This is a genomic window from Vibrio sp. M60_M70 (assembly GCF_037162085.1).
Taxonomy (GTDB): Bacteria; Pseudomonadota; Gammaproteobacteria; order Enterobacterales; family Vibrionaceae; genus Vibrio; species Vibrio diabolicus.
On sequence record NZ_JARLUL010000001.1, the window covers coordinates 2,143,561 to 2,159,399 of the forward strand.

11 protein-coding genes and 1 pseudogene are annotated in these 15,839 nt (G+C 44.2%); 5 read left to right on the forward strand and 7 right to left on the reverse strand.

The features are described 5' to 3' along the window. The first annotated feature begins 84 nt into the window (after positions 1 to 84). On the forward strand, positions 85 to 3,165 hold the full coding sequence (gene rne, locus P4S59_RS09860; protein WP_337168327.1) for a ribonuclease E: 3,081 nt from the start codon (positions 85 to 87) through the stop codon (positions 3,163 to 3,165). 332 nt (positions 3,166 to 3,497) lie between these two features. Continuing rightward, a complete protein-coding gene (locus tag P4S59_RS09865; protein WP_005380840.1) occupies positions 3,498 to 5,057 on the forward strand; it encodes a SulP family inorganic anion transporter in 1,560 nt (519 codons plus the stop codon). A gap of 60 nt (positions 5,058 to 5,117) precedes the next feature. On the opposite strand, the gene P4S59_RS09870 is transcribed toward P4S59_RS09865, so the two are convergent. After that, positions 5,118 to 5,567, reverse strand: a complete 450-nt coding sequence (locus tag P4S59_RS09870) for a low molecular weight protein-tyrosine-phosphatase (protein WP_337168328.1) — start codon at positions 5,565 to 5,567, stop codon at positions 5,118 to 5,120. Between the two features lie 118 nt (positions 5,568 to 5,685). Here P4S59_RS09870 and cobO point away from each other — a divergent pair, with 118 nt between their 5' ends. Then, positions 5,686 to 6,291 (forward strand): cob(I)yrinic acid a,c-diamide adenosyltransferase, encoded by a 606-nt coding sequence (gene cobO, locus P4S59_RS09875; RefSeq protein WP_337168329.1) that lies wholly within the window; start codon positions 5,686 to 5,688, stop codon positions 6,289 to 6,291. A gap of 62 nt (positions 6,292 to 6,353) precedes the next feature. Here cobO and P4S59_RS09880 read toward each other — a convergent pair whose 3' ends face one another. The 3 genes from P4S59_RS09880 to apbC form a co-directional block, all read right to left on the reverse strand. Next, positions 6,354 to 8,441 (reverse strand): AsmA family protein, encoded by a 2,088-nt coding sequence (locus P4S59_RS09880; protein WP_337168330.1) that lies wholly within the window; start codon positions 8,439 to 8,441, stop codon positions 6,354 to 6,356. 188 nt (positions 8,442 to 8,629) lie between these two features. Beyond that, positions 8,630 to 9,271, reverse strand: a complete 642-nt coding sequence (udk, locus tag P4S59_RS09885; protein ID WP_005396962.1) for a uridine kinase — start codon at positions 9,269 to 9,271, stop codon at positions 8,630 to 8,632. Between the two features lie 180 nt (positions 9,272 to 9,451). Next, the gene (apbC, locus tag P4S59_RS09890; protein WP_046874416.1) at positions 9,452 to 10,528 is read right to left on the reverse strand and encodes an iron-sulfur cluster carrier protein ApbC; all 1,077 of its coding nucleotides are present in this window, start codon (positions 10,526 to 10,528) and stop codon (positions 9,452 to 9,454) included. Between the two features lie 162 nt (positions 10,529 to 10,690). Between apbC and metG the strand changes: the two genes are divergently transcribed. After that, entirely contained in the window at positions 10,691 to 12,766 is a 2,076-nt protein-coding gene (gene metG / locus P4S59_RS09895) for a methionine--tRNA ligase (RefSeq protein ID WP_046874415.1), read from the forward strand. 483 nt (positions 12,767 to 13,249) lie between these two features. Here metG and P4S59_RS09900 read toward each other — a convergent pair whose 3' ends face one another. From P4S59_RS09900 to P4S59_RS09910, 3 genes are all read right to left on the reverse strand, one after another. Next, positions 13,250 to 13,603 (reverse strand): hypothetical protein, encoded by a 354-nt coding sequence (locus P4S59_RS09900; protein ID WP_074191586.1) that lies wholly within the window; start codon positions 13,601 to 13,603, stop codon positions 13,250 to 13,252. A gap of 10 nt (positions 13,604 to 13,613) precedes the next feature. Further along, positions 13,614 to 13,859, reverse strand: a complete 246-nt coding sequence (locus P4S59_RS09905) for a hypothetical protein (protein ID WP_337168331.1) — start codon at positions 13,857 to 13,859, stop codon at positions 13,614 to 13,616. Positions 13,860 to 14,295: 436 nt separating this feature from the next. Beyond that, positions 14,296 to 14,685: a hypothetical protein gene (locus tag P4S59_RS09910; protein ID WP_238975097.1), complete on the reverse strand. Its 390-nt coding sequence runs from the start codon at positions 14,683 to 14,685 to the stop codon at positions 14,296 to 14,298. A gap of 313 nt (positions 14,686 to 14,998) precedes the next feature. On the opposite strand from P4S59_RS09910, the pseudogene P4S59_RS09915 reads away from it, so the two are divergent. Continuing rightward, positions 14,999 to 15,807 (forward strand): annotated as a pseudogene (locus P4S59_RS09915) (hypothetical protein). The last annotated feature ends 32 nt before the right edge of the window (positions 15,808 to 15,839 follow it).

A 15,839-nucleotide genomic window follows, 5' to 3' on the forward strand; every position in this document is an offset into this window, starting at 1 on the left:
ATGGGATCAGGCACCGTGAAAGAGCGAAAAAACAGTGGCAAGTCGACAAGAAAGATATAAAAGAAAAGACAACGAGAATTTTCAATGAAAAGAATGTTAATTAACGCAACTCAAAAAGAAGAGTTGCGTGTCGCTCTGGTTGATGGCCAGCGACTTTTCGATCTTGATATCGAGAGTCCAGGTCATGAATCTAAAAAAGCGAATATCTACAAAGGACGTATCACACGTATCGAACCAAGCTTAGAAGCCGCATTTGTTGATTACGGCGCCGAGCGTCACGGTTTCCTCCCTCTCAAAGAAATTGCCCGCGAATATTTCCCTGAAGGTTACACCTACCAAGGTCGTCCAAGCATCAAAGAAGTGCTAACGGAAGGCCAAGAAGTTATCGTTCAAGTGGAAAAAGAAGAACGTGGAAGCAAGGGCGCAGCTCTTACTACTTTCATTTCTCTTGCTGGTAGTTACCTTGTTCTTATGCCTAACAACCCTCGTGCTGGCGGTATTTCTCGCCGAATCGAAGGTGACGAGCGTACTCAACTAAAAGCCGCATTAAGTACTTTGGAACTGCCTCAGGGCATGGGCCTAATCGTACGTACTGCTGGCGTTGGCAAGAGTGCTGAAGAACTTGAGTGGGATTTGAATGTACTACTTAACCACTGGGGTGCAATCAAAGGTGCAGCGGACTCTAACCCTGCTCCATTCTTAATCCACCAAGAAAGTAACGTTATCGTTCGTGCAATCCGTGACTATTTACGTCGTGATATTGGCGAAATCTTAATTGACAGCAACACCATCTACGAACGTGCAAAAGAGCACATTCAATTGGTGCGCCCTGATTTCCTTAACCGCGTTAAGAAATATGAAGGCGAAGTTCCACTATTCAGCCACTACCAAATCGAAAGCCAAATTGAATCAGCTTTCCAACGTGAAGTGCGTCTGCCATCTGGTGGTTCTATTGTTATTGACCCAACCGAAGCACTAACGTCTATCGATATCAACTCTGCTCGTGCAACCAAGGGCGGCGATATTGAAGAAACAGCTCTAAACACGAACCTAGAAGCAGCCGACGAAATTGCTCGCCAGTTACGTCTACGTGACTTGGGTGGCTTAGTGGTTATCGACTTTATCGATATGACACCTGTTCGCCACCAACGAGAAGTAGAAAACCGTCTACGTGAAGCCGTTCGTCTTGATCGCGCTCGTGTACAAATCGGTCGTATTTCTCGCTTTGGTTTGTTGGAGATGTCACGTCAACGTTTAAGCCCTTCTCTAGCAGAAGCAAGCCACCACATCTGTCCTCGCTGTAGCGGTACTGGAGTCGTTCGCGACAACGAATCTCTAGCACTTTCTGTACTTCGTTTAATCGAAGAGGAAGCACTGAAAGACAATACAGCGCAAGTTCTCGCAGTTGTACCTGTGCCAATCGCTTCTTACTTGTTGAACGAAAAACGTCGTTCAGTTAACCATATCGAACGCATTCAAGAAGTGAAGATTACGGTTGTTCCAAACTCTGACATGGAAACGCCGCACTTCGAAGTTATCCGTGTTCGTGAAGGTGAAGAGTTCGATCTGATTTCTTACCTACTTCCTAAAAAACTGGAAGCAATGAAAGAAGCGGAAGGTAAAGAGCCAGCGGAAGTTGACGTAAAACCTAAACGAATCGAAGAACCTGTTCTTAAAGGCTTTGCGGCTCCTTCTCAAACGGCACCTGCACCAGCAGCTAAACCTGCCCCTGAGGCGAAGAAGAAAGAACAAAAAGTTGAACAAGAAGAAAAACCTGGACTGTTCAGCCGTTTGTTTAAAGCACTTGGTAGTTTCCTATTCGGCGGTTCTGAAGAAGTAAAAGAAGAACCGAAACCTCAGGAAGAGAAAAAGCCAAATCGCGATAATCGACGCAACAAACGTGATCGCAATGATCGTCGTCGCAATAACAACCAACGCGATAATCGTGAGAACCGCGACAATCGTGATAACCGTGATAACCGACGTCGTCGTAAGCCTCGTGATGAGCAAGCGAATGAGCAAAACGAAGCTCAACAACAAACCAATAAACAGCAAAACCGCAACCAAAAGCGTAAGCCTAAAACTCAACAAGCAGATAAAGCCCAAGAGCAAAAAGCAAATGCAAAAGTAGCGGAAAAAGGCCTGCAGCTAGCGGCAGAAGCTCGAACTGAAACAAAACCAGAAGAGAGCAAACCAAAGCAACAAAACGCGAAAGCAGAAAAAGTGAAGGAGCGTCGTCAACGTCGCAAACTGAACAAGTCTGTACGCGTTAAAGACCAAGAAGCGGTTGAGAAGAAAGCAGAAGAAACGGCGGTTAAGACTCAAGAAACGGTTGAAACCAAAGTTGAGAAGCAAACAGAAGCAGCGGTAGAAGCACAACAAGACAACAAGCAAGCAGAGTCTAAGCAACGTCGTAACCGTCGTTCGCCACGTCACCTGCGTGCAAGCGGCCAGCGCCGTCGCCGTGGTCGCGATCGCCGTCCTAACCCGTTCCGCCTGCGTAAAGGTGGTGTAGCTTCTCCTGAGATGGCTATGGGTAAAGTAATGCCACGCTACATTCCGAAACCTGCACCTAAGAAAGAAGAGCAAGTTAAGGAAGAAGCAGTAGCAGTACCTACAATGCAAGGTGGTTTTGCTTGCCCAGAGATGGCTATGGGTAAAGTGATTATTCGCCGCGAGCAACCTGTTGTAACAGAAGCGCCAGTTGTTGAATCAAAGGTTCAAGAAACAGTTGAAGCGAAAGTGGAAGCTCCAGTAGTAGAAGCACCTGTTGTGGAAGCAGTAATCGCAGAAAAAGCTGAATCGGCAGTAGTAGAAACAGCTTCGGTAGAGCCTATCGTTGAAACTCCTGCAACTGAACATGCTGAACCGGTTGATGCCATTGTAGAAACGGCACCAGCTGAAGAGCCTGTCGTTGAAGCGGCAAAAGAGGTTGCAGCCGAAGCGCCAGTAGCTAAACCAGAGCCTAAAGTCGAAGCCATTAAAGTTGCGGCTAAGCTAAACGCTAGCGCACCGATGACGAAAGCACCTGGCCCTCAAGAGCTACGCGAAATCACTGTTGCAGCAGCACCGTTCAAAACCGAACGTTACCAAGCTAAAGGTGCGGGTAGCCAAGTGGCTAAAAACCGCGCATCGGCAGAGATGACAAAGCCTAACTTTAACTAGGCTAAATCATTACGTTCAACTGCTTAACGGCATAAATAAATTAAAGGCTACCATCTGGTAGCCTTTTTTATCTTCATATTTGCCCAATAAATTGTTCATATAAATACCAATTCGTGATCACATTTGTACGCCATTATTCGTATCATTCTTGAACTTAATCACACTTTTCGGTAGCATGCGCCGACTCAAGTTTTCGACACCATTCTGATGCTGCTCTTTTAATACTACGGTTTACACTGCAATGCTTGATTAGAAATCAACCACTCAGTGGCTTGTGCAAATACGAATATGTGTCGGGTTTAACTCATTGCAAAGAGAACTTAAAAACAAACATGTTCGAATTTCCCCAATTTTCTAAGCACTCCGTAAAAAATGATGTGCTATCAGGCTTAACCGTTGCGCTAGCATTGGTTCCTGAAGCTGTCGCATTTGCGTTCGTCGCAGGCGTAGATCCGATGGTCGGTCTTTACGCTGCATTCATCGTTGGTCTTATTACTTCCATTTTCGGTGGTCGTCCCGGCATGATCTCTGGTGCAACAGGTGCCATGGCAGTCGTAATGGTTTCGCTTGTCGCGACTCACGGTGTCCAGTACCTATTCGCAGCCATCATGCTCGCTGGTATACTTCAAATTGCCGCTGGTATGTTTAAATTGGGTAAGTTCATCCGTATCGTGCCTCACCCTGTGATGATTGGTTTTGTGAACGGTCTGGCTATTGTTATCTTCCTAGCTCAGTTGGGTCAGTTTAAAGCGCCAGATATCAACGGCATGCTTACTTGGCTACCACAAGACCAAATGCTGCTAATGCTTGGTTTGGTTGCGCTAACTATGGCAATCATTCACTTTCTACCAAAAATCACAACGGCTGTACCCTCTTCACTTGTTGCAATCGTAACGGTGACTGCTTTAGTGGTTGGTTTGGATCTGGAAACTCGCACTGTTGTTGACTTCCTGCGTACAATGTCTGGTGATGAAGCGGCAACACTCGCAGGTTCACTGCCGACCTTCTCTATTCCGGCGGTGCCATTTACGCTAGAAACTCTACAAATCATTCTTCCATACGCGATCATTCTAGCGGCCATTGGTCTAATTGAATCTCTGCTAACGCTGACAGTTTTAGATGAGATGACGAACACTCGTGGTCAATCTAACCGCGAATGTATAGGTCAAGGTATGGCAAACATGACGTGTTCTGTGTTTGGCGCGATGGGTGGTTGTGCAATGATTGGTCAGTCGATGATCAACGTAAACTCAGGTGGTCGCGGCCGTCTATCTGGTATCGTTGCGGCTATCGCTCTATTGATGTTTATCTTATTCGCTTCTTCGCTAATTGAAATGATCCCACTCGCTGCTCTGGTTGGTGTGATGTTCATGGTTGTCATTGGTACATTCGAATGGGCAACATTTAAGCTAGCACGCCGCGTACCGAAGCAAGACTTCTTCGTTATTGTTCTTGTGACCGTTGTTACTGTTCTTACTGACCTTGCTGTTGCCGTAGCGGTTGGTGTTATCGTTTCTGCATTAATGTTTGCATGGCAACACGCTAAGCACATCTATGCCGACACGTGCTTAAACGAGGAAGGTTCAAAAGAGTACAAGATTCACGGTCCTATTTTCTTTGGTTCTGCCGCTAACTTCTTGGAGTTGTTTAACGCGCCTGAAGATCCAAAAGATGTGATTGTCGATTTTGCAGACTCTCGCGTGACTGATCACTCTGCAATTGAAGCGATTGAAACACTAGCAGAGCGTTACAATGCTCAAGGTAAAACGCTGCACCTTCGTCACCTAAGCCCAGATTGTCGTAAACTTTTGGACAAAGCTGGCAGCTTGGTTGAAATTAACGTGAAGGAAGACCCAAGCTACAAAGTCGCAACCGACATACTAGCGGGTTAACACGAATAAAAAGGGATGAGCTCAGCTCATCCCTTTTTCTATTGTCTTCAAGCCCGGCGATTATAGCTTCTTCAAAATCGCATCTGATGCCTCTTCGATTAAATCAAGCACCAGTTCAAAGCCATCTTCTCCACCATAATATGGATCAGGGACTTCGTCGTAACCTGACCCAGAATGACTTAAAAATAACGATACTTTGTGTCGATACTTCAACGGACAAATATCCAATAAATCGGCCAAATTTGCTTTATCCGCGGCTAATATAAGGTCAAACTTGTCAAAGTCATCAATGGTGACTTGGCGCGCTTGCATTCCTTTAAAAGAATAACCTCGCAGCTTTCCTGCTGCCGTCGCTCTTGAATCCGGCCGGTTTCCTGCGTGATAGCCAATTGTACCTGCCGAATCAACCTCTACTTCAACGCCTAGTTTTTGAGCTTTCGCTCTTAACACTGCCTCTCCAGTTGGTGACCGACAAATGTTTCCCATACAAACAACAAGTATTTTCTTCATTTTATTCCCTGAATTATCGGTGGTTTTTCTTCACGATATGTTGGTCTATCATAGCGAGATAAATCAATGAACCCAAATTAGCTTGGGCACAGCACGAAAAGGAATTGAAGGAAGTATTATGTCTATCGAAGAAAATAAAGAAGCACGCCATAAGGCTCGCCAACAAAAAGTCAAAGAACAGGTAGACGCAAAAATTGCTGCTGCTCAAGAGGAAAAAGGTCTGCTACTGATCATTACCGGAAATGGTAAAGGTAAATCGACATCAGGATTCGGTACGATCGCACGCGCAGTGGGTCATGGTTTGAATTGTGCTGTCGCGCAGTTTATTAAAGGTACTTGGGACAACGGTGAGCGCAACCTACTTGAGAAACTCGGCGTTGAATTCCAAGTAATGGCGACCGGCTTTACATGGGAAACTCAAAACAAAGCCGCTGATACCGAAGCAGCGCAAGGCGTATGGCAAGAATGTAAGCGCATGCTCAAAGATGAATCTATCGATGTGGTTCTTTTTGACGAGCTGACGTACATGGTGAGCTACGGCTACATTGATTTAGACGATGTCGTTGAAGCGCTGAACAACCGCCCTAAAATGCAGTCGGTTGTCATTACTGGTCGTGGCGCTCATCGCACTCTGATTGAAATGGCTGATACCGTTTCTGAAGTGAAGAATGTAAAGCATGCATTTGAGTCAGGCGTCAAAGCGCTGAAAGGTGTCGACTGGTAAAGCTCACCAGCAGAATTAAAAAAGGGTTGGCTAATGCCAACCCTTTTTGCTTTGGCTCGAATCTAATTGAATAGATTCTTTATCAAACCATCGACTGCTTCTTTGGTTTTTTCGTCTTTGATCTTGTCCGTTAGCTTCTCTACGCCACGATCGATTTCTTTCTGAGCTTTCTGCTTCAGAACATCATCGAATACGAGCTTGAATTTAGGATCCGCCCACTTACCAGACACATTGATTGGAATCGTGATATCTTTCAGCTCATCTATATCTTTGCCGCCTTGGCCTTCTAGGCTGCCTACAACTGACGTGCTAATAGTAAAGTCGACAGTTTCATTGATGTAGTTTGCGGTGCCTTTACCACGAACACGTAGCAATGGAGACTGAGCTTGCATATTATCCGTTGATACGACACCTTTATTGAGCTTCAATGTCGCCGTCATCGCACTAAAATCTGTTTTCTTAACTTCATTGGTGCCTTCGACTTTTTGCCCTTTAAATTTCGCGTAGTTTTCACGAATCAATTGAGCAACGTTGATGCCATTTACCGCACCGTCAGCAAAATTGATAACAACCGTACCAGAAAGATTCTTCTTGATACCGGTAGGCGTTAGACTCTTACCGGTAACATTCACATCAATGTTACCCGTCCCTTCAAGCTTGTCGTTATCAGCGACATCAATAAGTAACGGTTGAACTTTCACGCCTTTGATTGACTTTTTCACACTGTAAGTCGCTGGTGACTTGCGTGCATCTAACTTTGCTGTCGCTGAGATTGTGCCTTGGTACAGCTTCGAACTAAATGAAGTAAGCTCAAATACGCCACGATTTACAGTGAAGCTCGTTTTTACCGCTTCCATCTTCGCATTTGCCGCTTTGAATTTGTCGATGGTAATGTCACCCTTTACATCTAACGTTTTCAACGCAGACAAATCAGGCTCAACCTCAGACCCAGCTGGAGCACTCTCGCCACCAGAAGCAGGCTTATTACCTTCAGCAGCTTGCTTATCTAACCCTAAGAACTCATCAAGATCGATATTTGGGCTATGGAGAGCAAAGCGTACTTTAGGAATATCACCGAGTGTCACATCTGCCTTACCATCTAAGGCGATAGCATTCGCTGTTAACTTCTCTAGGACAAAACTCAGGTGGTTTTTCGTTAGGTCGAAAGACAGATCAGACACCATGTCGACTTTCATCGGTGACTGAGGTAATGCATCACCCTCAAAAGTCGATTTAAGAGTTAACTTATCCAACTGCACGTTGCTAATAGCCTTGTCTACACTAAGTTGACCAGCACCCTGCATATCTAACTTCATACCACCAGCGTCGCCCTTCATGGCATAAGTCAGGTTATTTACTTTATCGAATTCAAACGTATCTAAACCGATCGTTGCCGATTCGATCTTATTGGCAGGGTCAGAGTATGTCGCATCAAAGTTGATGTTCTTTAGCGCGTAATTTGCCAAACCTTTTTCTAGCCTAAAGTCGGCCTGACCTTTCGCTGTGAACTTTTGGTCATTCATTTCGCCCTTCACGCCAAAATCAGCCGTTGTCCAGTTGTCAAAAGCGAATTCGGAAAGGTTTAATGAGATATCATAAAGTTTGGTGTAACTACCGGCTTGCTTATCCTGCATTTCTAATGAGCCATTAGAAACCGTAACACCAGCAAGATTAATGCTCCAATCAGAGCCAGAAGGCTGCGTTTCACCATTTTGCGTAGGCGCAGTATCGCTCGCTTGCTCTGCTTGTTGTGTTTGGGCTTTCGTCAATGCATCAATATTCTTGCTGCCATCTTTCTTGGTTTCGATATAGAACTCAGCCCCATCAAGCGTGACGTTTCCAATTTCAAGCTGTTGACTAAAAAGTGGCATGACAGAGATATCTACACCAACGGTATCAACTTTGAATAAATTGGGTTTACTAAAGCCTTGTGGGTTTCGCAATTCTGTATGTCCCAACTCAAAGCCGATCGATGGGAAAAATTGCCAACTGATATCTCCTTCAATCACTAGCTCTAAACCGGTTTGCTTTTGCGCTTGCTCAACAATAAGGGGCTTAAACTGGTTAGGATTGACGAAGATGGTTAACGCTAAAATTGCGACCAAAATGACCACAATCGGTATTGCTAGAATTAAGAGCAGTTTCTTCATTTGTTTTTCCTTGCTCGAGTGTTTTTACAATTATAAGCGCAGACTCCATTTACCGCTGACAGTTCCACAAAAGCGTGAAAAATGTCTGGTTTTAACCTGCAACTGACTAATTTAAAAACAAAAAAAGAAGTGGCACTTAAGGTGCCACTTCTTCTCTTAAAAATAAAGCGATATAGCCGTCTAAAGGCTTAAGCTTTCAAAAGTCTTGCAATGTGAGCTTTTAATACATCGATTGCGATACGGTTTTTACCACCGCGAGGAACAATAATGTCCGCATATTGCTTAGAAGGTTCGATAAACTGCATGAACATCGGACGTACTGTTTGTTGATACTGCTTAAGAACAGATTCCATAGTTCGGCCTCGTTCTTCCACGTCACGCTTAACACGACGAAGTAAGCAAATATCTAACGGTGTATCCATAAATACTGTCGCGTGCATCAAATCACGAAGACGAGGGTCAGTAAGAAGAAGGATGCCTTCTAGAATGATCACCTTTTTAGGCGTCATTGTAGTCGTGTTACTTGTTCTTGTGTGTTCAGTGTAGCTGTACTCAGGTACTTCTACTGCTTCACCACGTACCAATTTTTCAAGGTGCTCACACAGTAGGTCGTGGTCCAACGCACTCGGGTGATCGTAGTTCGTCTTTACTCGCTCTTCCATGCTTAGGTGGCTTTGGTCGTTGTAGTAGCAATCTTCCGTGATGACACCGATTTGATGATCGCCTACTTTCGCGCGAAGCTCATTATAAATAGTGCTCGCGATCAGACTTTTTCCAGAAGCAGAAGCGCCAGCAATACCTACGATGACGCATTGATTATTATCAGACATTAGTTTGCACCCGATGATGATTTCTAGTCACATAAAAAGATAAACTGCCTGATTATAGGGAGTTCACCCCATAGTTACTAGCTGGAATTAGGGTTTAGTCATAAGTTTCTGCCTGCTCAGAGGATTAACCTCCGAGCAAACGTTAAAATGTGCAATTATCAACCAATAGGCATAGTAAACTTAGTTCACCATTGTAAAGCTAATCGCATCTGGTTTTGCTTTGCCTTGCCAAAACATCGTGCTACATACGCGATCGGCAAGCTGCTTGTAATACCCTGCATGCTCACTTTCTGGGCGCCTTGCTACTGTTGGCACGCCAGCGTCAATATCTTCTCGCATAGAGATATGAAGCGGAATTTGTCCTAGCAGTGCTAAGCCAAACTCTTGCGACATTTTTTCTGCACCACCCATGCCAAAAATATGCTCTTTCGCGCCACATTGACTACAAATGTGATAACTCATGTTTTCCACAACACCGATAACCGGGACATGGACTTTGTTAAACATTGCCGCTCCCTTTCTTGCATCGGCAAGCGCCAAGTCTTGCGGTGTCGTGACTAACACACTACCTGTCACCGGAATCTGTTGTGACAACGTCAACTGTATATCACCCGTACCTGGCGGCATATCAATCACCAAATAATCTAAATCGGGCCAGTCTGTTTCCGTTAATAACTGCGACAACGCTTTTGAAGCCATTGGACCGCGCCATATTGCCGCTTCTGATTTGTCCACTAAATAGCCGATAGAGTGAGTATAGATGCCGTGAGCGAAAATGGGCTCCATCCACTTGCCATCACGAACTTCTGGTTTTGCATCTTCTTGCCCCAACATCATAGGTACAGACGGGCCATAGATATCCGCATCCAACAATCCCACTTTCGCCCCAGATTGAGCAATCGCCAACGCTAAGTTAACCGCAGTCGTTGATTTACCGACCCCACCTTTCGCAGAACTAACGGCAATGATGTTCTTAACACCTTTAACCGGATTGGCCACTTGAGTTTCTAATGCTTTAACTCCAAGGCGAATATTGAATGGGAATTCAGGCACTTTATCTGCGGTTTGTTGCTGTTTAATCCAGTCATGCAATATGGTTTGAAGCTCATTACTTGCGAATGGTAACGTTATCTCAACAGAACCTTGTGCCGTAATCGAAATTGCGCCATGAATATCTGCCCAATTTTCCACCAACTGTGGATGCTGGAATTGGTTAAACCAGTGACAAAAATCTTGTTTTGAAGTGAACTGATGCATAAGTCCTCCTTTTAGATGTCATGCTAACACCGTCCTGCCTCAACCAGAACCCCAAAAAAACTAAGGCATTCCGCAGTTTGACACCTTGGAGTTAGTGAGTTCATGGGGTAGTATTATCCATCAAAATTTATTTATACCTATCAAGAAAAGCGAATATTAAGTATGGCAAACGATCCAAGAAACTTTCCGTCAAGGAAAATGCTGGTAACTTGTGCCCTTCCGTACGCTAACGGTTCGATCCACCTTGGTCATATGCTTGAGCATATCCAAGCGGACATTTGGGTTCGTTACCAACGCCTACGCGGCAACACTGTAAACTTCATCTGTGCTGACGATGCTCACGGCACGCCAATCATGCTTAAAGCGCAACAGATGGGTATTACTCCTGAAGAAATGATTGCCGCAGTTAGCGAAGAGCACCAGAAAGACTTTGCTGGCTTTGATATCAGCTTTGATAACTACCACAGCACACACTCAGATGAGAACCGTGAGCTAGCGTCACACATTTATCTTGAGCTGAAGAAAAACGGCTTTATCTCTAGCCGCACTATCTCTCAGCTGTTCGACCCAGAAAAAGAGATGTTCTTACCGGACCGTTTCGTAAAAGGTACGTGTCCAAAATGTAAGTCAGAAGACCAGTACGGTGACAACTGTGACAACTGTGGCGAGACTTACAGCCCAACAGAACTGATCAATCCTAAATCTGCGGTTTCTGGTGCGACGCCAGTAATGAAAGATTCTGAGCACTTCTTCTTCGACCTGCCTCAGTTTGAAAGCATGCTAAAAGAGTGGACTCGCTCTGGCTCGCTACAAGCTGAAACCGCGAACAAGATGCAAGAATGGTTCGAATCTGGTTTGCAGCAATGGGATATCTCACGTGATGCGCCATACTTTGGCTTCGAAATCCCAGGAGAGAAGAACAAATTCTTCTACGTATGGCTAGACGCACCTATCGGCTACATGGGCTCTTTCAAAAACCTATGTGACAAGCGCGACGACCTAGATTTCGACGAGTACTGGAAAAAAGACAGCTCAGCAGAGCTGTACCACTTCATCGGTAAAGACATCGTTTACTTCCACAGCCTATTTTGGCCAGCAATGCTAGAAGGTTCTGGCTTCCGCAAGCCTAACAACGTATTCGTACACGGTTACGTAACCGTAAACGGCGCGAAAATGTCTAAGTCTAAAGGTACTTTCGTAAAAGCAAGCACTTACCTAGAGCACCTAGACCCTGAGTGTCTACGTTACTACTACGCTGCGAAGCTAAACAGCCGTATCGACGATCTAGATCTTAACCTTGAAGACTTCACTCAGCGCGTAAACGCTGACGTTGTTAACAAGATCGTTAACCTGGCATCTCGTAACGCAGGTTTCATCGCAAAACGTTTTGAAGGCAAACTGTCTGACAACTTTGCAGAGCCTGAGCTTTACAACGAATTTGTTGCTGCGGCTGACCGTATCGCTGAGCTTTACGAAACACGTGAATTTGGTCGTGCAATCCGTGAAATCACTGCACTGGCAGACAAAGCTAACCAATACGTTGATGAAAAAGCACCGTGGGTTGTAGCAAAAGAAGAAGGCAAAGATCAGGAGCTACAAGACATCTGTTCTGTCGGTATCAACCTGTTCCGTGTACTGATGACTTACCTGAAACCAGTGATGCCTGCACTTGCTGCACGTACTGAAGCATTCCTAAACCAAGAGCTGACTTGGGAAAACATCGCTGCGCCACTAACAGGCCACGAGATCACTAAGTTCAAAGCACTGTTCAACCGTATTGATCCGAAGAATGTTGAAGCGATGATCGAAGCATCTAAAGAAGATGCGGCGGCAGAAATGGCGGCGAAAGAGAAAGCAGAAGCGGAAAAGAACAAGGCTAGCCAAACTGAGCTAGACAAAGAGCCAATCGCTGAAGAGATTGAGTTCGACGCTTTTGCAGCAGTAGATATGCGTATCGCTCGTATCATCTCTTGTGAAGAAGTGCCAAAAGCAAACAAACTGCTTAAGTTCCAACTGGACATCGGTGGTGAAACTCGTCAAGTGTTCTCTGGCATCAAGTCAGCGTACAAACCTGAAGAGCTAGAAGGCAAACTAACGGTAATGGTAGCAAACCTAAAACCTCGTAAGATGAAGTTTGGTATGTCAGAAGGCATGATCCTAGCAGCGGGCCCTGGTGGCAGCGACTTATGGATTCTTGAGCCACACGAAGGCGCTCAACCTGGCATGCGCGTAATGTAATGCTCTTCGCATAATAGAAAGGCTTAACTATTTCAGTTAAGCCTTTTTTACAACAAGATAAAATTACTTAATGCAACCTATACTCTTCCGGTCCCCAAGTAATGGTCGCGCCACACACAAGGAAAAGTACAAAACTGATGCTTACAACATACGCAAGTATTCTATCAAACGTTGTTGCGTATTTTAGTATTAGTTGGTCATCCACTAGTGATAATTTGACTGGCTTTCCTCGTATCAATACTGATGCGTACATGGGAAATCTAAAACCCCACCCATTTCTGTCCCAACCAATAGGGTCATGACCATCCCGCAACATTTTTTTCTCAATCCGCTTTACCGATACACGAATGAAAAGCAAAGTACTAACTAACCAAGTACATCCGATAATCATATTTGCAATATCAAAATAAGACACGTTGCTCCCTTTATCAGGATTTGGCTTTTCAACTAGACTTGTATTCACCGTTCTACAGAGCCCTGCGCTTAACTGGTTTTCACTCTGTACTCTTCAGGCCCCAACCCCATTACTGCTCCCAAAGCAAGTGCCATCACGAAGCTTATTGTGACAATATACGCAAGCACTCGGTCAAAGACTGTCGCGTACTTTAGAATAAGTTTGTCTTCTACCAGCGATACTTTCGCAGGTTTACCTCGCATCAACACTGAGGCGTACATGGGAAATCTAAAACCCCACCCATTTCTGTCCCAGCCAATTGGATCATGACCATCCTGCAATATTTTTGTCTCAATCCGCTTTGCTGATACACGAATAAAAACCAATGTGCTCAGTAACCATGTCCAACCAACAATCATCACTATAAGATCGAAACAAAACACAATTACTCCTTTAAAACCAATTTACTTTAGAGCTAGTTTCATAGGTTTTTTCTGCTAAACCTTGCCCAAACCAATCACCCATTTTTGCAGCCGCATAACCAGCCCCTAAACCAACACCTATTAATACGACTACTCCAAATGGGCCAGCAGCTAAAGCGATTCCCATTCCAGATGCAATCACTTTGGATGTGGTCCAAACGCCAGCAGCGTTGCTCGCACCAAACCCAGCAACTTCCATTGCCGCTCTTTTTTCCAATTTTCTCCGTTATTCTTGGCATTTCGAACATTGTTAAAGCGAACACCAGCATCAATCATGATGATCTTTTTACCTACAATACTAGAGCTTTGTTCAAGAACTCGAATTGAGCGGATGTTAGCTATAGATGTTAAATGTAACTAAGTTATATCCCTACCGCTTCGCGCGATATTGACAGCCCTATTCGGGTTGCTCCAAATGTTACCGCGGCTACTTTTAATTCACCCTGCATAATGGGCAAGCTCTTTTGTAAATTTTGCATTCAAAGAACTATGAGCTTCTTTAACTCTATATCCAAGCTTCACAAGCTCCTTTTTCTGCGCACCACTTCGTGACACTGTCCGTACATCTAGTAAGGCGTTTTGATATTTGAGCAAAGCTTTCCCGAAATTACTCAATCTGACTTACTTTTCATTAACCGCCGTAGCGGCAGCACCTACTGCAGTATACTCATCGATTTCCCCCCCATAGTATGATTAGTAGCATCTAAAAAAGGCTTAATCTCTTTTTCATAGAGGAGGGCTACCGCTTGTAAGTTTTCATCGCCAAACTCACTTGTTAGATTGGCTACATTTCTTTTGGTTTCTTGTGACCAACTTTTTACAGTATCAAGAGCACAAGCTATATCAGGTCTCTCGCTACGCAACTTAGCTATGTTGATCACAGAGCCTTCGTTCAGTATGAAAGGAGTACCTGCGGGAATAAAACTACCAAATATATGTGGGTTGTCCTTACGAAACTGAAGGTACCTATCCTCATCATTTGTATCGATAGGGAGCGTTATCTTTGAGTGAGTACTGAAGCATAGGTCGAATTTATTAGACAAATTAATTACCTCGAACAATCAACAAAATAGACAACTTATATCATATGAAGTGTCCGAGTATTTTAATTTCTAAACATTGTGACTTGAATCAGACTACAAAAAGTAAGCAATATGTAACTCACAAAGAATAACGCGTACACCAAGCATCGACACCGAATAATCAACCATATTCACAAATTTGGTGAATCCATGCACCAATAACGACCGTCCCAAAAGAACATTTAATATAACCAATTGTTTTAATTTAATTTTTGTTTGGCATCAAAACTGCAAACCTTCCTTGCTAGGTCCAAACACTAACAAGGCGTTGGTTATGTTTGTTTTGATTTCCACATTATTATCTATCGCTATTTTAGCCGGAATATATCACTTATCTTCTAAACGAGAGCAGCAACACGCGCGTAAATATCAGCTGTTAACATTATTGAGAGATGTTGTTCATCTGCTGAGACGCCATCGAGCCGCGACGCACTACTCACTTCAATTTCAACAAAATAACGAACAAGAATTAGAAGTCCTTCATAACGATCTCACCAACAAACTGCATCTTTTGGTCGAAACCTCACGCTTTGAAAATAAACCCATGTATCGCGTGCTGCAGATCAAAGTAGGAAAACTGCTTGAACAATGGAACGATCACAGCGTTGCAAGGAACCAGATGGAGCATGGTAAGTTAATTCGTCATTGCTTGTTCTTGATGGATGAAGTCACGATTGCTTGGTTAGCGGTAGAACAACGAGATGATCTACATAATGAGTACCACATGAACTGGCAAAACATCATGGATAGCTTAGAAACCCTGACTCAATTGAGAATTAGCATTCAAGACTTGGGAGAGCAAGGGGGAATGAGCGTTTCAAAAATTACGCATCGGTTATGACACGTAAGCTAAATCAATTAGCAGTTATCGCTCCGCTTAGTATCGTTTCTCCTGCTTCCACACGCTCAATACAGACGTTAAATAACTATGTGACAGGAAGTCATGTCGATTTAACAGAAGCAGAGCTTTATGGAGTCACATCAGACTTATCGTTGACCATCTTCAATACTTACGACCACGTCCTTTCAGACATCGTTGAAGCATTGTATCTACCGTTGCCCAAGCTCTCTGTAGCAAGATAAGCTCTATACAGTGCCGTGCCAATTGTCACAAC

Excerpts from the sequence above, each read along its gene's own strand:
- udk (WP_005396962.1), bottom strand. The coding sequence starts at position 9,271 with ATGTCTGATAATAATCAATGCGTCATCGTAGGTATTGCTGGCGCTTCT.
- metG (WP_046874415.1), top strand. The coding sequence starts at position 10,691 with ATGGCAAACGATCCAAGAAACTTTCCGTCAAGGAAAATGCTGGTAACT.
- apbC (WP_046874416.1), bottom strand. The coding sequence starts at position 10,528 with ATGCATCAGTTCACTTCAAAACAAGATTTTTGTCACTGGTTTAACCAA.
- P4S59_RS09865 (WP_005380840.1), top strand. The coding sequence starts at position 3,498 with ATGTTCGAATTTCCCCAATTTTCTAAGCACTCCGTAAAAAATGATGTG.
- P4S59_RS09880 (WP_337168330.1), bottom strand. The coding sequence starts at position 8,441 with ATGAAGAAACTGCTCTTAATTCTAGCAATACCGATTGTGGTCATTTTG.
- cobO (WP_337168329.1), top strand. The coding sequence starts at position 5,686 with ATGTCTATCGAAGAAAATAAAGAAGCACGCCATAAGGCTCGCCAACAA.
- P4S59_RS09870 (WP_337168328.1), bottom strand. The coding sequence starts at position 5,567 with ATGAAGAAAATACTTGTTGTTTGTATGGGAAACATTTGTCGGTCACCA.
- rne (WP_337168327.1), top strand. The coding sequence starts at position 85 with ATGAAAAGAATGTTAATTAACGCAACTCAAAAAGAAGAGTTGCGTGTC.